This window comes from Mycobacterium adipatum, from assembly GCF_001644575.1.
GTDB classification, from domain to species: domain Bacteria; phylum Actinomycetota; class Actinomycetes; order Mycobacteriales; family Mycobacteriaceae; genus Mycobacterium; species Mycobacterium adipatum.
This window is the reverse complement of sequence record NZ_CP015596.1, coordinates 1-15,857: the sequence shown is the minus strand read 5'-3', so window position 1 is coordinate 15,857 and position 15,857 is coordinate 1. Positions and strand designations below refer to the sequence as shown.

Sequence of the window (15,857 nt, the reverse complement as noted above, 5' to 3'; positions counted from 1 at the left end):
GCTCTTCACAGATGAGGGTGTAGAGGTGGTTGGCGCGTCGTTGCCGGGATAGAGGTCGAGGTCTCTCGAAAATGAGGGTTCCTACACTCCTCATCCGAAAGACCTCGACGTGCCTGACGCTACCGGTCGGGCGGGCTTCGCCTGCGCTGACCTGACGACTTTCTGCCGCCTCGACGAACTTGGGCTGCAGGTGACCGGACAACGCCTTGAGCCCGGCCGTGCTGTGCTGGCGTGCCGGGTGACCGACGAGGACCGGTGGTGTCGTCGCTGCGGCGAAGAAGGCATCCCACGCGACAGCCTCACCCGTACTCTGGCCCATGAGCCGTTCGGGTGGCGCCCCACCACACTGCTGGTGACCATCCGTCGCTACCGGTGCGCCGGCTGCGCCCACGTGTGGCGACAAGACACCACCAGGATGGCCGAACCACGTGCCAAGCTGTCGCGGCGTGCTCTGCGGTGGGCGCTGGAAGCCATTGTCTGCCAGCATCTATCCGTGGCTCGCATCGCCGAAGCGCTCGCGGTGTCGTGGAACACCGCCAACAACGCGGTGCTGGCAGAAGGCCGACGGGTGCTGATCGCCGATCCGGCCCGTTTCGACGGCGTGGCGGTGATCGGCGTCGATGAGCACGTCTGGCGGCACACCCGTCGCGGTGACAGGTACGTCACCGTCATCATCGATCTCACCCCTGTGCGTGACGGGACCGGTCCGGCTCGGCTGCTCGACATGGTCGAGGGTCGCTCAAAAAAGGCGTTTCAGGACTGGTTGGCCGAGCGGCCGCAGGACTGGCGTGACGGCGTGGACGTTGTTGCTATGGATGGCTTCTCCGGGTTCAAGACCGCTACCGCCGAGGAACTGCCCGAGGCGGCGACGGTGATGGACCCTTTCCACGTGGTGCGCCTGGCTGGCAACGCCCTCGATGAGTGCCGCCGCCGGGTGCAGCTGGCGACATGTGGGCACCGCGGCCGCAAGTCCGACCCGCTCTACACCTGCCGACGCACCCTGCACACCGGTGCCGATCTGCTCACCGACCGCCAGCGCACCCGGCTGGCCGCCTTGTTCGCCGCCGACGCCCACGCAGAAGTCGAGGCCACCTGGCAGATGTATCAGCGCACCGTGGCCGCGTATCGTGAACCCGACCGCACGAAAGGCCGCACGATGATGGCGGCGCTGATCACCACGCTGAGCACCGGCGTTCCCAAGCCGCTGACCGAACTGATCACCCTGGGACGGACCCTGAAGAAGCGTGCCGCCGACGTGCTGGCCTACTTCGACCGCCCCGGCACCTCCAACGGGCCCACCGAAGCGATCAACGGCCGCCTCGAACACCTGCGCGGATCCGCGCTGGGCTTCCGCAACCTCACCAACTACATCGCCCGGTCACTGCTCGAGACCGGAGGCTTCCGAACTCAGCTCCTTGCACCTCGGCAGTGAAGAGTCCTCAACGCATATTCGACGCGGCCAGAGCGTCATTGGTCTCGGTCACCGAGAAACGATCGGGGTGCCAGCCTCGGGGCAGCCAGTCGCGCATCTCCTGCGCACCCAGCCCCATCGGTGTTGCCCGCGGGTCGTACCCGCCACGAACCCACGCAGCCAATTCCTCATAGCCGCCCAAGCCACCACAATCCTCCGGCGGGCAGGCCATCTTGCCCGCCAGGCACACCGGAGCCGAAGGTGGATCATCGAGAACGTCTTCGACCACCAGCACGTGCTCCCATCCGTCGCCGAAGTCGTAGTCATAGAACAACCGGTCGCCCTTACCGGAGACCACCTGATCCAGGCGCACACCGTCCTCGACGAGACCGTCGTCGCCTTCGCTGAGATCAAATCTGGTGACGAAGTAGGCACGGGTACGCCGGTCCGCCCCGACACCGAACTTATGCAGATGACCGTCCTGCCAGCCCATCGCAACCTGCAGCACGTCATGCAGCTCATCGAGCACGAGGTCACCCGGCAGGACCAGACGACGCCAGATCGGCGGCTTGGCGTACATCAGGTCGACCCGCACCCGGAAACCCCGCACACGCTCCGGCACAGCTCCCACCTCGGGTGTCGGTTCATCGAACACTCCCGCGAACAAATCCCGGCCAGCATCGGCCATCAGCTGTTGCAGCATCGACAGGTCCACACCACCCCCGGACACCGCGCTCTTCCTCTTACTCTTCCGCTTCTCCTCCGGCACACACCCAGCCAACCAGACACCCCAATCACAGGCCGACAGCAGCTGACCGTTCTACACCCTCAATCATGAAGAGCCGTAAATCGATACGGGCATCTGAGTATTGCCCTTTTTGGGACGGTAATAGCGGGCGTTTATCAACCTGCCATGAGCGGGAATTAACCACCAGTACCCGTGAATGGCGTCATTGCGTTTGTCTCGTAGTTGCTTCTCATCAGAATCATTCAGGATAGCCGAGAGCTTTGTGCGGACGTCGTCGGATCCATCGCATAATTTGCGAAGCTCTTTTTCTAAGCCGTCCCAGTCGCTCGGTAGCGTGGGATCCAGAAGGTCACGGTTGCCGCCACGAAGCGTGATTAGGACCTTCTTCATGGCCATTTCGACGTGGCCGCCGAAGACTGCGATTTTGCCAATGGCGTCAAATAATTGCTGTTGATGGGCTATGTCTTCTAGCGTCCATTCGTTACGGAAGGGTCGTATTTCAGACATTCCGATTCTCGTGCGGCTTTCGCCCGGTGGAATCAGAATAAAATATTCTTCGTGCGGAAGATTCTCGCCAGCCAGCTCGAATTTCGCAAATATGGATTTTGTGGGGTGAACTGGAATCGTTGAGCTAATTATTCCCTGATCGTCGGGAACCATCTTGATCGGCTTGCCAACGACCCCTTCTAGGTCTTTGGCGTCCGCGATGTCGATCTCGTGACCTTCGATGATGCGCTTGCCCATGCCGAGGATCGTCGCACGTCGCATCGGCAGGGGCAGCAAACAACAACGCATCGATCGCGTCGCAGGGCCACGGTCAAACGGCGGTCAAAAAATTGCCGAGAAGCCGCCAGGAGAGGTGCAAAGCCCCACCTAACAGGGGTTTCGTGGAGCCGATGACGGGAATCGAACCCGCGTATTCAGCTTGGGAAGCTGATGTTCTGCCATTGAACTACATCGGCATGTTCGATCAGGAAGGCTAGCATCCGCTGGTCACCGATAGGACGCGACCCATGGGGGAGTCATGAAACGTCTCGCATTCCTGGCACTCGTCGGCGCGCTCATCAGCGCCCCGGCCGCGCACGCCACACCCGCCGAGGGCGACGTCGAACGTACCGAGCTGGCCACCGGCACCTCCGCGGAGCCGGTACTGATCGAGACCACCGGCCCGACCACCCTCTACGTCCAGGAGCTGCTGCTGCACCCGCCGTCGAGCAGCGGTTGGCACACCCACCCGGGCGTCGAGCACACGGTCATCACCGGCGGCACCGTGACGCTGCAGACCGCCGATCAGTGCGCGCCGACGCCGTATCTGGCCGGGCAGGCCATCGTCATTCCGGCGGGTACACCGCACGTCGTGCGCAACGACAGCCCGCATGACGCCAACGCCGTGGTCACCTACACGTTGCCCGCCGATGCCCCGGTGCGTGCCGACGCGCCACCGGCATGTCCATGACCTGAGCCGGTTACGCTCGTCGCGTGCTGCTCTCCGATCGCGATATCCGCGCCGAGATCGCCGCGGGCCGGCTGGCGCTGGACCCGCACGATGACTCCCTCATCCAACCGTCGAGCATCGACGTGCGTCTGGACAGCCTGTTTCGGGTGTTCAACAACACCCGCTACACCCACATCGACCCGGCGCTGCGCCAGGACGACCTAACCACCCTGGTCGAGCCCAAGGAGGGAGAGCCGTTCGTGCTGCACCCTGGCGAGTTCGTGCTCGGCTCGACGCTGGAACGCTGCGCACTGCCCGACGATCTGGCCGGCCGGCTGGAGGGCAAGTCCTCGCTGGGGCGGCTCGGGCTGCTGACGCACTCGACGGCCGGGTTCATCGACCCGGGATTCTCCGGGCACATCACCCTGGAGCTGTCCAACGTGGCGAACCTGCCCATCACGCTGTGGCCGGGTATGAAGATCGGGCAGCTGTGTCTGCTCCGATTGACCAGTCCCGCCGAGCATCCGTACGGCAGCAGCAAGGCTGGTTCCAAGTACCAGGGGCAACGCGGACCGACCCCGTCGAAGTCGTATCTGAACTTCGTCAAACCGTGAACCCGCGTAGGGTCTGTTACGTGCTTTAGCTAACGCCGCCGGCTGTAACGGCGGTGCCGCTCACGGCGATGAACTATCTAGTCGCCGGTTTGTGTCGAGGGTCCGACACCGATGAAACGAGCTACGTAGCAAACACTTTGGAGGGGCAAGTGGACATCGTACTGGGTGTGTCGATGACCCCTACCGCAGTACGTATGGTGCTGGTAGAGGGTGAGAAGGGCGATGGCGCCACCGTTGACCATGATGTCTTCGAGGTGGCGGGATCGGATGATTCAGCAACGCTGAGCGTGGCCGATCAGGTCGTCCAGGCGGTACTCGGAACTCAGGAGAGTGCGCAGGCCGGCGGTCACCACCTCAAAGCCATCGGTGTCACCTGGACCGACCACACCGACGCGTCCGCACTACGTGAGGCGCTCGCCGCGCACGGCATCAACGACGTGATGCTGGTATCCGAACTGCACGCCGCCGGCGCGCTGGCCCAGGCGGCCGGGCGCGCTGTCGGCTACAACTCCACCGCCCTGCTATTCCTCAACCGGGATACCGCCACCCTCTCGGTGGTGCGTGCCGAAGACGGCTCGGTGGTCAAGGTGCTCAGCCGCAGCCTGCACAGCACCGACGCGATGGCCGTCCTCGGCGAGATGGCCGCCGCGGTCGCCGGCCAGGACACCGCCCCGGAGGGCATGTTCGTCGTCGGCTCCGGCGTCGATGTGGCGTCGGTCAAGGAACACCTGGCCGCGCTCGTCGACATCCCGGTCAGCGCCCCGGAGGAATCCGGACTCGCGCTGGCGCGGGGAGCGGCACTGGCCTCGGCCAGCGCCCCGGCGTTCGAAGCGTCCACCGTCGGGCTGGCCTACTCGCTGGACCCCGACGGCCCCACGGCGGGTTCGGTGCTCGCCGCGGCCGCCGATACCCAGTTGGCGGCCTCATCGGTCCCGAACTACGCCGAGGTCCCCGACGATCTCACCGGCCTGGACGTCGAACCGCCCGCCGAGCAGGGGCCGAAGCCGTTTTTGCTGGTGGGAAGCATGGCCTCGATCTTCGTGATCGGTGTCGTCGCCCTGGCGATCTCGCTGGCCGTCAGTATCCGGCCGACCGCCGACGAGCGGCCCGCGCCGGCGCGCGCCGCCGTCGCACCGAGCGCGCAGGCCCCCGCCCCCGCCCCGGTGCCCGAAGCGCTGCCCGTGCAGCCGGCCCCACCGCCGCCTCCCGCGGCGGCCGAGACCATCAAAGCGCCCATCCCAGTGGTGCAGCAGGCGCCACAACAGGCGCCACGCCAGGTGTATGTCGAGCGCGCTCCCGCACCGCAGGCTCCCGCCCCCGCCCCGGCCCCGGTGGCTCCGCCGCCGGCCCCGGCTCCGGTCGCACCGCCCGTCGTGCCCCCGGTGTGGACCCCGCCGGTGGTGCTGCCGCCCCCGGTGATCGTGCTGCCGCGCCCGCAGTGGCCGGTCTGGCGCCCGCCGTGGGAGCAGAAGCCACGCCAGACCCAGCAGCCCGACTATCCCGACTACCCGGACTATGACGACGACTACCCGGGTTACCCGCCGCAACAACCCCAACAGCCGCAGCCGCAGCAACCCAAACCGCAGCAGCCGCAGCAACCGCAGTGGCCGTGGCCGACCGGTGGTAGCGGTGGAAACGGTTCGGGCTCAGGCAATTCCGAGGGTTCTCGTGGTGACTCCGGCTCGCGTGGTGACTACGGCCGCGGTGACTACGACCGCGGCGAGTCCGGGGGTGGCCAAGGGGGCCAGGGTGGCGGCCAGGGCGGCAACTGCTTCCTGATCTTCTGCAACTGAGGCAACGCCTAACGCGATGCCTGCTTGAGCATTCCGTCGAAGCCCTGCCACAACAGCATCGACACCAGTTCCACCACCCGTTCACGGGGCACCGAGCGGTTCTCGTACCACCACGTCGCTACCCCGTGGCAGGCCGACTGGGTGGCGCGCGCCAGGATCCACGCCGAATCGTCGAGGGTGATACCCCGCACCGACTTGGTGTCCCCGGCGCCGAACCGGATCAGATCGGCGATCGCCGCGGTGCCGCGGTCGGCGATCTCCTGGACCACCGCGGCGGTCTGCGGGTCGGCGGGGGGATCGCGGTGCAGGAACCGCCACATGAACGGGTCGGCCTCGACGAACTCGAAGTAATTCGAGATGCTGGCGCGCACCAGTTCCTCGGCGGTGGCGCCCTCGACCCGGCGCAGGGAACGTTCCCGCAACTGCTCGGCGTGCAGCTCCAGAACGGCGATGTGCAACTCGCGTTTGGATCCGAAGTGGTCATAGAGCACCGAGGGCACCACGCCCGCGAGCTTGGCGATGTCCTGCATCTTGGCCTCGGCGAACCCGTGCTCGGCGAAGGCTTCGACGGCCGCGTCGAGAATGCGTGCGCGCCGCTGCGCCGCCGGGATCCTGGTCCTTGCCACACCGAATTGTAATTCGGTAAGCTGCGAGCACGGTACCGAACGGTCATTCGGTTAGGAGCGTGTCATGACGCAGGGCCCGATCAAGCAGCGCATCCACTGGCTGGCCATGCACGGCGTCATCCGTGGCGTCTCCAAACGCTTCGCCCGCCGCGGGGATCCGCAGGGGCGGTTGATCGCCGACCTCTCGGTGCGGGCCAACCCCGTGCCGTTCACCGAGGAACTGCGGGCCCGAGGCCCGATCGTCAAGGCGCGCGTCGTGTACATGAGCGTCGACCACAAGATCTGCAGCGATGTGCTGCGCTCCGAGGACTTCCGCGTCCTCGCGCTGGGATCGAACCTGCCCGCCCCGCTGCAATGGGTGATCGACCGCACCAAACCAGATGTGCTGCACCCGTTGCAGCCGCCCTCGATGCTGTCGGTGGAGGCGCCGGAGCACACCCGCTACCGCAAGCTGGTGTCCTCGGTGTTCACCACCCGCGCCGTCGCCGCGCTGCGGGACAGAGTGCAGGACACCGCCAACCGGCTCCTCGATGACCTCATCGGCGAACACGGCACCGTCGATATCGTCGAACGCTACTGCGGCCAACTGCCGGTCACCGTCATCGGAGACATCCTGGGCGTGCCCGCGCAGGATCGGGGGCGCGTCCTGCAATTCGGCGAGCACGGAGCCGCGAGCCTGGACATCGGCCTGACCTGGGCGCAGTACAAGGTGGTCAGCGAGGCCGTCCAGGGCTTCAACGACTGGCTCTCGGCACACCTGGAGGAACTGCGCCGCAACCCCGGTGACGACCTGATGAGCCAGATCATCCGCGCCTCGGAGGCCTCCGAGGAGGGGCCGCTGACCCACCGGGAGCTGGTGGCCACCGCCGGGCTGGTGCTGGCCGCCGGCTTCGAGACCACCGTCAACCTGTTGGGCAGCGGTATTCGGCTGCTGCTGGAGCACCCGGAGCACCTGCAGACCCTCGCCGACCGTCCCGAGCTGTGGCCGACCGCCGTCGAGGAGATTCTGCGGCTGGAATCCCCGGTACAGCTCAGCGCCCGCATCGCGGTCAAGGACCTCGAGCTGGGTGGCCGGCACATACCCGCCGGCTCCGGGGTGCTCGTCTACATCGCCGGGGCCAACCGGGACCCGAACGTGTTCGTCGACCCGCACCGCTTCGACATCGAACGCGAGAACGCCGGCAGGCACCTGTCGTTCTCCAGTGGGCGGCACTTCTGCCTGGGGGCGGCGCTGGCCAGGGCCGAGGGTGAGGTCGGGCTGCGGACGTTCTTCGAGCGCTTCCCCGAAGCCCGGTTGGCCGGGGACGGCACCCGCCGCGAAACCCGGGTGCTGCGCGGATGGTCCAGCCTGCCAATCGCCCTCGGTGACTCCCGCACCGCGCTACGGTCGTAGGTGTGGATTTCCGAGCCGCCCTGCTCGAGCAGACCAGAAGCTTCGGCGAGCTGATTCGCGACGCCGATCCCTCGACCCCGGTCCCGACCTGCCCCGAGTGGACGCTCAAACAGCTGTTCCGCCATGTCGGGCGCGGAAACCGTTGGTGCACACAGATCATCGCCGAACGCCGTACCGAGCCGCTGGACCCGCGCGAGGTCCGCGAGGGTAAACCGCCCGAGGATCTCGACGCCGCGATCGACTGGCTCAATGACGGCGCGCAGGCCCTCATCGACACCGTGGAACGCATCGGCCCGCACACCAAGGTGTGGACCTTCGTGGGCCCGCACATTCCGGGCTGGTGGATCCGGCGCCGCGTGCACGAGCAGATCGTGCACCGGGCGGACGCCGCCATGGCCTTGGGCAGGGAATTCACCCTGCCCGCCGACCTGGCCGCCGATGGTGTCAGCGAGTGGATCGACCTCGCCACCGCCCGGTACACACCCATCGCACGCGGGCAGACGCTGCACCTGCACGCCACCGACGAGGGGCTGGGTCCGACCGGCGAGTGGACCATCGTGCACGACGAGGACGGGCTGTCCTGGTCGCACGCCCACGGCAAGGGAGACGCGGCCGTGCGCGGCCGGGCGGTCGATCTGCTGCTGGCCATCACCCGCCGCCGCACCGCCGCGCAAGCCGGTCTGGAAATCCTCGGCGACGCCGCGGTGTGGGACGGCTGGCTGGCCGGCACGCCCTTTTGATCCCGGGTCGCTTCGCGCCTGCCCGCCGGACCCTAGAGTTGTACCCATGAGCACCTCGGAGATCGCCACCGTCCTCGCCTGGCACGACGCACTGAACGCCGCCGATTACGACACCCTGCTCGCCCTGTGCAGTGAAGACATCGAGGTCGGCGATTCCGAGGGCGCGCTGCAGGGACACCAGGCCCTGCTCGACTGGGTGCAGAACTCCGGCGGTGGCGTGGTGGAGGTCGGCAGGCTCTATGTGCACGACGGCGTCGTCGTCGCCGAACAGACCGCCACCGGTGCCGACGGACGACCCGATGCCTCGGCGTTCCGGGTGGTGCACGACCACGTCACCTCCGTGTTCCGGCACGAGACCCTGGAGGCTGCGCTGGCCGCGACCGGCCTGTCCGAACGGGACCTCGACACCTAGATGCGCGGCATCATCCTGGCCGGCGGGTCGGGCACCCGGCTCCACCCGATCACCCTGGGGATCAGCAAGCAACTCCTGCCGGTGTATGACAAGCCGCTGATCTACTACCCGCTGAGCACACTGATGATGGCGGGCATCCGCGATATCCAGATCATCACGACCGGCCACGATGCGCCCGCATTCCACCGGCTGCTGGGCGACGGTTCGGCTCTGGGCATCAACCTCACCTACGCCGTGCAGGACCAACCCGACGGCCTGGCGCAGGCTTTCGTCATCGGGGCCGAGCACATCGGCAACGATACGGTGGCATTGGTGTTGGGCGACAACATCTTCTACGGGCCGGGCCTGGGTACCGGTCTGCGGCGTTTCCAGAATGTCAGCGGCGGAGCCATTTTCGCGTACTGGGTGGCCAACCCGTCCGCCTACGGTGTGGTCGAGTTCGATGCCGACGGCACGGCGTTGTCGCTGCAGGAGAAACCCGCCGAGCCGAAATCGCATTACGTGGTGCCCGGTCTGTATTTCTACGACAACGATGTGGTGGAGATCGCCCGGTCGTTGGAGAAGTCGGCGCGCGGTGAGTACGAGATCACCGAAATCAATCAGATCTACCTGCAGCAGGGCAGGTTGTCGGTGGAGACGCTGGCGCGCGGCACCGCGTGGCTGGACACCGGGACCTTCGATTCCCTCTTGGACGCAAGCGATTTCGTGCGGACCATCGAACAGCGCCAAGGCTTGAAGATCAGCGCTCCCGAAGAGGTGGCGTGGCGGCTGGGCTTCATCGACGACGATCAGCTCGCCGCTCGGGCGCGAGGTCTGCTCAAGTCGGGTTACGGGGGGTATCTGCTGGAGTTGTTGCGACGGTAGGTGTGGAGAGCACCGCGGCGATCGCCGTGGTCAGCGGCACCGACAGCGCCAGCGCGATACCGCCGACCGCGGACCGGGCGATCTCGATGGCCACGCTCTCGCTGACCAGCACGTCGCCCAGCGAGCGGTTGGCCACGCTGAACAGCAGCAGCAACGGCAGCGCACTGCCGGCGTAGGCGAGCACCAGGGTGTAGACGGTGCTGGCGATATGGTCACGGCCCACCCGCATGGCGCCGAAGAAGACCGCCCGGCGCGAGTCGCTGTGCTCGGCGAGTTCGAAGGCCGTCGACGCCTGCGTCACGGTCACGTCATTGAGCACGCCGAGCGAACCGATGATGAACCCGGCCAGCAGCAGTCCGGTGATCGAGACCCCGCCGAGGTAGGTGGCGACGGCGTTGTTCTCCTCCTCGGACAACCCCGTCAGCTGGGTCAGTTCGATTGCACCCCAGGACAACACGGTGGCGAGCACCAGCGAGGTCAGGGTACCGAGCAGCGCCGCGCTGGTGCGCAGACTCACCCCGTGCGCCAGATAGAGCACGGCGTAGAGGATCAGCGAGGATGCCACCAGCGCGACGGGTATCGCGCCGGCGCCGTCGCGCAGCGCGGGCAGCATGAACACCACCAGCACCCCGAACGCGACGACGATACCGATCAGTGCCCGCAGCCCCCGCCAGCCTGCGATCGCGACGACCACCACCGCGAAGGCGGCGGCCAGCGCCGCCAACGGCCAGGCCCGCTCATAGTCGTAGAACGAGTACGCGGTGGTCCCGGTGGGATCCACGGCGCGGGTGATCCGGATATCGTCGCCGACCGCCAGCTGCGGCTGCCCGGGGCCGCCGCTGAATTCCAGCAGGGTGTAGGCGCCGGCATTGGGGCCGGAATCGATGGCGATGAACGATTGGGTGCAGTGCGCGTCCGCGCCGGTCGTCGGCGCCGGCGGCGCGGTGATCACCACGCCCACCGACGGGCCCCCGCACTGGGCCATGGTGACGGCCTGCACGTGCCCGGCCTCGGTGCTGACACTGCCACCGGCCGAGCTCTGGAAGGGCAGCGGGATGTCGACCTTCTGCTGGCTGGGCCACAGCCAGGCCGCGCCGGCCAGTGTCAGCACACCGAGGGCGATCAGCAAGCCGACCACGATGCGGGCCGCCAGCGGCCCCAGCGGCGCCGGACCGCTCAGCGAATGCGAATGTGAATGCGCCACCGCAACAGCGTAGGCGGCGGGCCTGGGGCTACTGCCGGTAGCTGACCAGGAAGTTGCCGAGCCGATCGATCGCATTGGCCAGATCCCGCGACCACGGCAGCGTCACGATGCGCAGATGGTCCGGTGTGGGCCAGTTGAATCCGGTGCCCTGGGTGACCAGGATCTTCTCCTGCAGCAGCAGATCCAGCACCAGCTGCTCGTCATCGTGGATGTCGTACACCTCCGGGTCGAGCCGCGGGAAGGCGTAGAGCGCACCCTCGGGCTTGACGCAGGAGACCCCGGGGATCTCGTTGAGCTTCGTCCAGGCGGTATCGCGCTGTTCGAGCAGCCGGCCGCCCGGCAGCACCAGGTCGTCGATGCTCTGGTGTCCGCCGAGCGCGACCTGAATCGCGTGCTGGGCAGGCACATTCGGGCACAGTCGCATGTTGGCGAGCAGGTTGATGCCCTCGATGAAACTGCTGGCGTGCTCCTTGGGGCCGGTGATCACCAGCCAGCCCGAGCGGTATCCGGCCACCCGGTAGGCCTTGGACAGGCCGTTGAACGTCAGGCACAGCATGTCCGGTGCCAGCGTCGCGAGGCTGATGTGCTTGGCATCGTCGTAGAGGATCTTGTCGTAGATCTCGTCGGCGAGCAGCAACAGCTGGTGCTTGCGGGCCAGCGCGACCATCTGTTCCAGCGTTTCGCGGCTGTACACCGCGCCGGTCGGGTTGTTCGGGTTGATCACCACCAGCGCCTTGGTGCGGTCGGTGATCTTGGACTCCAGGTCCGCGATATCGGGGTTCCAGCCCTGGGTCTCGTCGCACAGGTAGTGCACCGGGGTGCCGCCGGCCAGTGCGGTCGAGGCCGTCCACAACGGGTAGTCCGGGGCCGGGATGAGGACTTGGTCGCCGTTGTCGAGCAGCGCCTGCAGGGTCATGGTGATGAGCTCGGAGACCCCGTTGCCCAGGAAGACGTCGTCGACATCGAACTTGGGGAAGCCCTCGACGAGCTCGTAGCGGGTGAACACCGCGCGCCGCGCCGGGATGATGCCCTTGGAATCGGAGTAGCCCTGGGCGTGCGGGAGGGCGCCGATGATGTCGCGCATGATCACATCGGGGCCTCGAATCCGAACGGCGCCGGGTTGCCGATGTTGAGTTTGAGGATGCGGTGGCCCTCGGCCTCCAGCCGGGAGGCGTGTTCGTGTACCGGGCCGCGGATCTCGTAGAGAACGTCCTGCAGCTTCGTCGACTGGGCGAACGTGCGCAGGCGAGGCTGCTGGCTGGAATGCCACGTCTTGTCCGGCAGCTGATGGGTACTCACGGCATCAAGTCTCCCACGGTCGGGCAAACCGATTTTCTGAGTGACGTAACAATTCGACACCCTGGCCATAAATTGACGGCGATATCCGGTGCGTATGCGCCGTTTTACGGTGGCGTGGTGCTATTTTCCCGATCATTATGACGTCGATAACACGTTCGCTGGGTGCGGTATTCGGTATCACGATGGCGGTGGGTGTGGGCATTCGCCGCTCCGCGCAGGCGCAGCCCCCGCTGCTCAACGGCACCTTCTCCGGTGCGGAGGGCGATCCGGAGAACATCTGGCAGATCGCCAGTACCTGCGGGCCGGCCGGCTGCGCGGGGACCGTCGCGAGCAATCAGGGCTGGACGAGCCCGATGACCCTGACAAATGGCGTCTGGTATTTCTCGGTGACCAAACCCGACGGTTTCATTTGTGCCGATGGCAGTTTCCAGCCGGCGGTCATTTCGATGGAGCTCGATCCGGCGACGCTCCGCGGCGTGCTGTCCGCCGATTCCATGGTGCCTGTCCGGGCGGCATCACCAGTGCGACGCCATTCCAGCTGAAACAGGTCTAGAACCAGGCGAGTGGCCAGTTATGACACGTATTCGGGCTGAAACCGTGTCATAACTGGCCACTCGCGCAGATGGAGCCTCAGCGCTTGCCGGGCGGCGGCGCCCTTGGCGATGCCGAGCCCCTTCACCGGTGCCTCGTCACCGGGAGCGACGCGGTCGTCGCCTCCCGAGCCGTTCGACGACGCCGGCGGCTCGGGTGCCTCGGCGGGCACCTCGGCCTCGGCGGCGGGTTCGGCGGCCGGAGCCGGTTCGGCGGCGGGCGCCTTGGGAGCGGCCTTCTTCGCACCGGGGCGGCGTGCGCCGGCGGCGATACCCAGGCCCACCACCGGCGGCTCGGGCTTGCCCGGTTCGGCGGGCTCGGTCGCGGCCGGCTCGGCGGACGCGGTCTCCGCGGGCTTCGGGGCAGCGGGCGCCGCCGCGGCGGGCGCCTTCTTTGCACCCGGACGGCGTGCGCCGGAGGCGATGCCGAGCCCCTTCACCTCGGGTTCGGGCGTGGCGGGAGCGGTCTCGGCGGCCGGGGCGGCTTCGGCTGCCGGAGCGGCGGCCTTCTTGGCGCCGGGACGCTTTGCCCCGCCGGCGATTCCGAGTCCCTTGACCGGTGCCGCGGGTGCGGCAGCCTCGGTAGCGGGTGCGGCTGCCGCGGGTGCGGCGGCCTTCTTGGCGCCCGGGCGCTTGGCGCCGCCCGCGATGCCCAGACCGGTGACCGGTGCCGCGGCGGCGGCCGGCGGTGCGGCAGGCTTGGCGGCCTGCTCCTCGGCCGCTTCTTCGACAACAGGTGCGGCCCCGCTTCGGCCTCGGCCTCCAGGGCGGCGCGTGCCTCGGCGCGCTGCGCGGAAGCCGCTGCGGCCGTGCCCTTTTCGGGCAGCGTGTAGAGGCTGGTGTCCAGCGAGCCCAGCAGCAGCTGGGCCACGTCAAGCACCTCGGGGCCCTTTTCCATGCTGCGTGTGGACGCCACGTCGTCGACACCGTCGGTGATCATCACGCGCAGAACGGGCAACCGGTCGCGATGGTGGAGGCGCCGGTGTCGATGGCCTCCTCGGTGCGCTCGGTGTTGACGCGCTTGCCGATGTGCTCTTCCATCCACATCCGCGCGCCACCGGCACCGCAGCACAGTCCGCGATCGGCGTGCCGGCATCTCGGTGAGTGTCGCGCCGGCCGCGCCGACCAGCTCACGCGGGGCCTCGTACTCCTTGTTGTGCCGGCCCAGGAAGCACGGATCGTGGTAAGTGACTTGCTGATCGACCGAGGTCACCGGGATCAGCCGCTTGTCGCGGACCAGGCGGTTGAGCAGCTGGGTGTGGTGCACCACCGTGTAATTGCTGCCCAGCTGCGGGTATTCGCGGTTGATCGTGTTGTAGCAGTGCGGGCAGGTAACCACGACCTTGCGGTCGACGGCCTCCACGCCCTCGAACAGCTCGTTGATGGTCTCCACGTTCTGCGCCGCGAGCTGCTGGAACAGGAACTCGTTGCCGGCACGCCGCGCCGAGTCGCCGGTGCAGGTCTCGCCGGTGCCCAGCACCAGGTACTTCACCCCCGCGGTGGCCAGGAGTTCGGCGACGGCCTTGGTGGTCTTCTTGGCGCGGTCCTCGTAGGCGCCCGCGCAACCGACCCAGAACAGGTACTCGAAACCTTCGAACGAGTCGACGTCCTGGCCGTACACCGGCACGTCGAAGTCGACCTCGTCGATCCAGTTGGTGCGGTCCTTGGCGTTCTGGCCCCAGGGATTGCCCTTGTTCTCCAGGTTCTTGAACAGCACGCCGAGCTCGCCGGGGAACTCGGATTCGACCATCACCTGGTAACGGCGCATGTCGACGATGTGGTCGATGTGCTCGATGTCGACCGGGCACTGCTCGACGCAGGCGCCGCAGTTGGTGCACGACCACAGCACGTCGGGATCGATGACGCCGCCCTGCTCGGCGGTGCCGACGAGCGGGCGCAGCGCCTGCTCGGGGCCGGAGCCCTCGATGCGCGCGAAGCCGTCCTCGGGCACGCCGTGTCCGTGCAGGCTGTCGCCCAGCTTCTCGAAGTCGACGGAGCCCTCTTCGGGCATCTCCTTGCCCTCGATCAGGTAGGGCGCCTTCGCGAACATGTGGTCGCGCAGGTTCATGATGACGAGCTTGGGGGACAGCGGCTTACCGGTGTTCCAGGCCGGGCACTGGGACTGGCAGCGGCCGCACTCGGTGCAGGTGGTGAAGTCGAGGTAGCCCTTCCAGCTGAAGTCCTCGATCTTGCCGCGGCCGAACACCGCGTCCTCGGCGGGATCGTCGAAATCGATCAGCTCGCCCTTGTGCTCCATCGGCAGCAGCGGACCCAGGCCGTCGGGCAGCCGCTTGAAGGTGACGTTGATCGGCGCCAGGCCGATGTGCAGATGCTTGGAGTGCAGCACGATCAGCAGGAACACCAGCATGACGCCGATATGACCCATCAGTGCGAGGGTCTCGATCCACATGTTGGCGGTCGCGCCCAACGGGGCCAGCAGCCACGCCATCGCGTCGGAGACGAACGCGCCGGACTGGTAGGGGAACTCCTCGCCGAGCACGTTGACCGCGGCGCCGCGGAACAGCACGTAGGTGGCGATGACCAGGAAGATCATGAACAGGATCTCCCAGGCGCCGCCGGTGTGCGATCCGTAGAAACGCGATTCGCGGCCGATCTTCTTGGGCTCGCGGGCGATACGGATGATGGCGAACGTCACGATGCCCAGCAGCACGGCGAGGGCGAAGAAGTCCTGCAGGAAGCCCAGGATCGGCCAGCGGCGACCAGCGGG

At 67.2% G+C, this 15,857-nt stretch carries 13 protein-coding genes, 1 tRNA gene and 2 pseudogenes; 9 read left to right on the top strand and 7 right to left on the bottom strand.

Annotated features, from left to right (window positions below; all coding sequences use genetic code 11):
- Positions 1-109 precede the first annotated feature (109 nt).
- A complete protein-coding gene (locus A7U43_RS00080; RefSeq protein WP_052545499.1) occupies positions 110-1,432 on the top strand; it encodes an ISL3 family transposase in 1,323 nt (440 codons plus the stop codon).
- Positions 1,433-1,439: 7 nt separating this feature from the next.
- Here the strand turns inward: A7U43_RS00080 and A7U43_RS00075 are convergent, their stop codons facing one another.
- From A7U43_RS00075 to A7U43_RS00065, 3 genes are all read right to left on the bottom strand, one after another.
- A complete protein-coding gene (locus A7U43_RS00075; RefSeq protein ID WP_052543539.1) occupies positions 1,440-2,141 on the bottom strand; it encodes a plasmid pRiA4b ORF-3 family protein in 702 nt (233 codons plus the stop codon).
- A gap of 102 nt (positions 2,142-2,243) precedes the next feature.
- The gene (locus A7U43_RS00070) at positions 2,244-2,903 is read right to left on the bottom strand and encodes a hypothetical protein (RefSeq protein ID WP_156525798.1); all 660 of its coding nucleotides are present in this window, start codon (positions 2,901-2,903) and stop codon (positions 2,244-2,246) included.
- A gap of 144 nt (positions 2,904-3,047) precedes the next feature.
- Positions 3,048-3,121: transfer RNA gene (locus A7U43_RS00065), tRNA-Gly, on the bottom strand.
- Positions 3,122-3,183: 62 nt separating this feature from the next.
- Here A7U43_RS00065 and A7U43_RS00060 point away from each other — a divergent pair.
- From A7U43_RS00060 to A7U43_RS00050, 3 genes are all read left to right on the top strand, one after another.
- Entirely contained in the window at positions 3,184-3,615 is a 432-nt protein-coding gene (locus A7U43_RS00060) for a cupin domain-containing protein (protein WP_067989693.1), read from the top strand.
- A gap of 23 nt (positions 3,616-3,638) precedes the next feature.
- Entirely contained in the window at positions 3,639-4,208 is a 570-nt protein-coding gene (gene dcd / locus A7U43_RS00055; protein WP_067989691.1) for a dCTP deaminase, read from the top strand.
- 149 nt (positions 4,209-4,357) lie between these two features.
- Complete coding sequence (locus tag A7U43_RS00050; protein ID WP_082901965.1) at positions 4,358-6,001, top strand: DUF7159 family protein; 1,644 nt, start codon at positions 4,358-4,360, stop codon at positions 5,999-6,001.
- An 8-nt stretch (positions 6,002-6,009) separates the two neighbouring features.
- On the opposite strand, the gene A7U43_RS00045 is transcribed toward A7U43_RS00050, so the two are convergent.
- Entirely contained in the window at positions 6,010-6,627 is a 618-nt protein-coding gene (locus A7U43_RS00045; RefSeq protein ID WP_067989687.1) for a TetR/AcrR family transcriptional regulator, read from the bottom strand.
- A 64-nt stretch (positions 6,628-6,691) separates the two neighbouring features.
- On the opposite strand from A7U43_RS00045, the gene A7U43_RS00040 reads away from it, so the two are divergent.
- From A7U43_RS00040 to rfbA, 4 genes are read left to right on the top strand one after another with little or no spacing between them, the layout of a single operon-like run.
- The gene (locus A7U43_RS00040) at positions 6,692-8,020 is read left to right on the top strand and encodes a cytochrome P450 (RefSeq protein ID WP_082901964.1); all 1,329 of its coding nucleotides are present in this window, start codon (positions 6,692-6,694) and stop codon (positions 8,018-8,020) included.
- A 2-nt stretch (positions 8,021-8,022) separates the two neighbouring features.
- Positions 8,023-8,760 (top strand): maleylpyruvate isomerase family mycothiol-dependent enzyme, encoded by a 738-nt coding sequence (locus tag A7U43_RS00035; RefSeq protein ID WP_067989685.1) that lies wholly within the window; start codon positions 8,023-8,025, stop codon positions 8,758-8,760.
- Between the two features lie 46 nt (positions 8,761-8,806).
- Positions 8,807-9,172: a nuclear transport factor 2 family protein gene (locus tag A7U43_RS00030; RefSeq protein ID WP_067989684.1), complete on the top strand. Its 366-nt coding sequence runs from the start codon at positions 8,807-8,809 to the stop codon at positions 9,170-9,172.
- Positions 9,173-10,036: a glucose-1-phosphate thymidylyltransferase RfbA gene (gene rfbA / locus A7U43_RS00025; RefSeq protein WP_067989682.1), complete on the top strand. Its 864-nt coding sequence runs from the start codon at positions 9,173-9,175 to the stop codon at positions 10,034-10,036.
- Here rfbA and A7U43_RS00020 read toward each other — a convergent pair.
- Positions 9,990-11,240 carry a YibE/F family protein gene (locus A7U43_RS00020; protein WP_067989680.1) on the bottom strand — a complete coding sequence of 417 codons (1,251 nt, stop codon included), beginning with the start codon at positions 11,238-11,240 and terminating at the stop codon, positions 9,990-9,992. The two genes, rfbA and A7U43_RS00020, sit on opposite strands and share 47 nt — an antisense overlap.
- A 28-nt stretch (positions 11,241-11,268) precedes the next feature.
- Positions 11,269-12,608 (bottom strand): annotated as a pseudogene (locus A7U43_RS00015) (pyridoxal phosphate-dependent aminotransferase).
- Between the two features lie 113 nt (positions 12,609-12,721).
- Here A7U43_RS00015 and A7U43_RS00010 point away from each other — a divergent pair.
- The gene (locus A7U43_RS00010) at positions 12,722-13,081 is read left to right on the top strand and encodes a hypothetical protein (RefSeq protein WP_067989677.1); all 360 of its coding nucleotides are present in this window, start codon (positions 12,722-12,724) and stop codon (positions 13,079-13,081) included.
- Positions 13,082-13,110: 29 nt separating this feature from the next.
- On the opposite strand, the pseudogene A7U43_RS00005 reads toward A7U43_RS00010, so the two are convergent.
- Positions 13,111-15,845, bottom strand: a pseudogene (locus A7U43_RS00005) ((Fe-S)-binding protein); the annotation flags it as partial.
- Positions 15,846-15,857 lie beyond the last annotated feature (12 nt).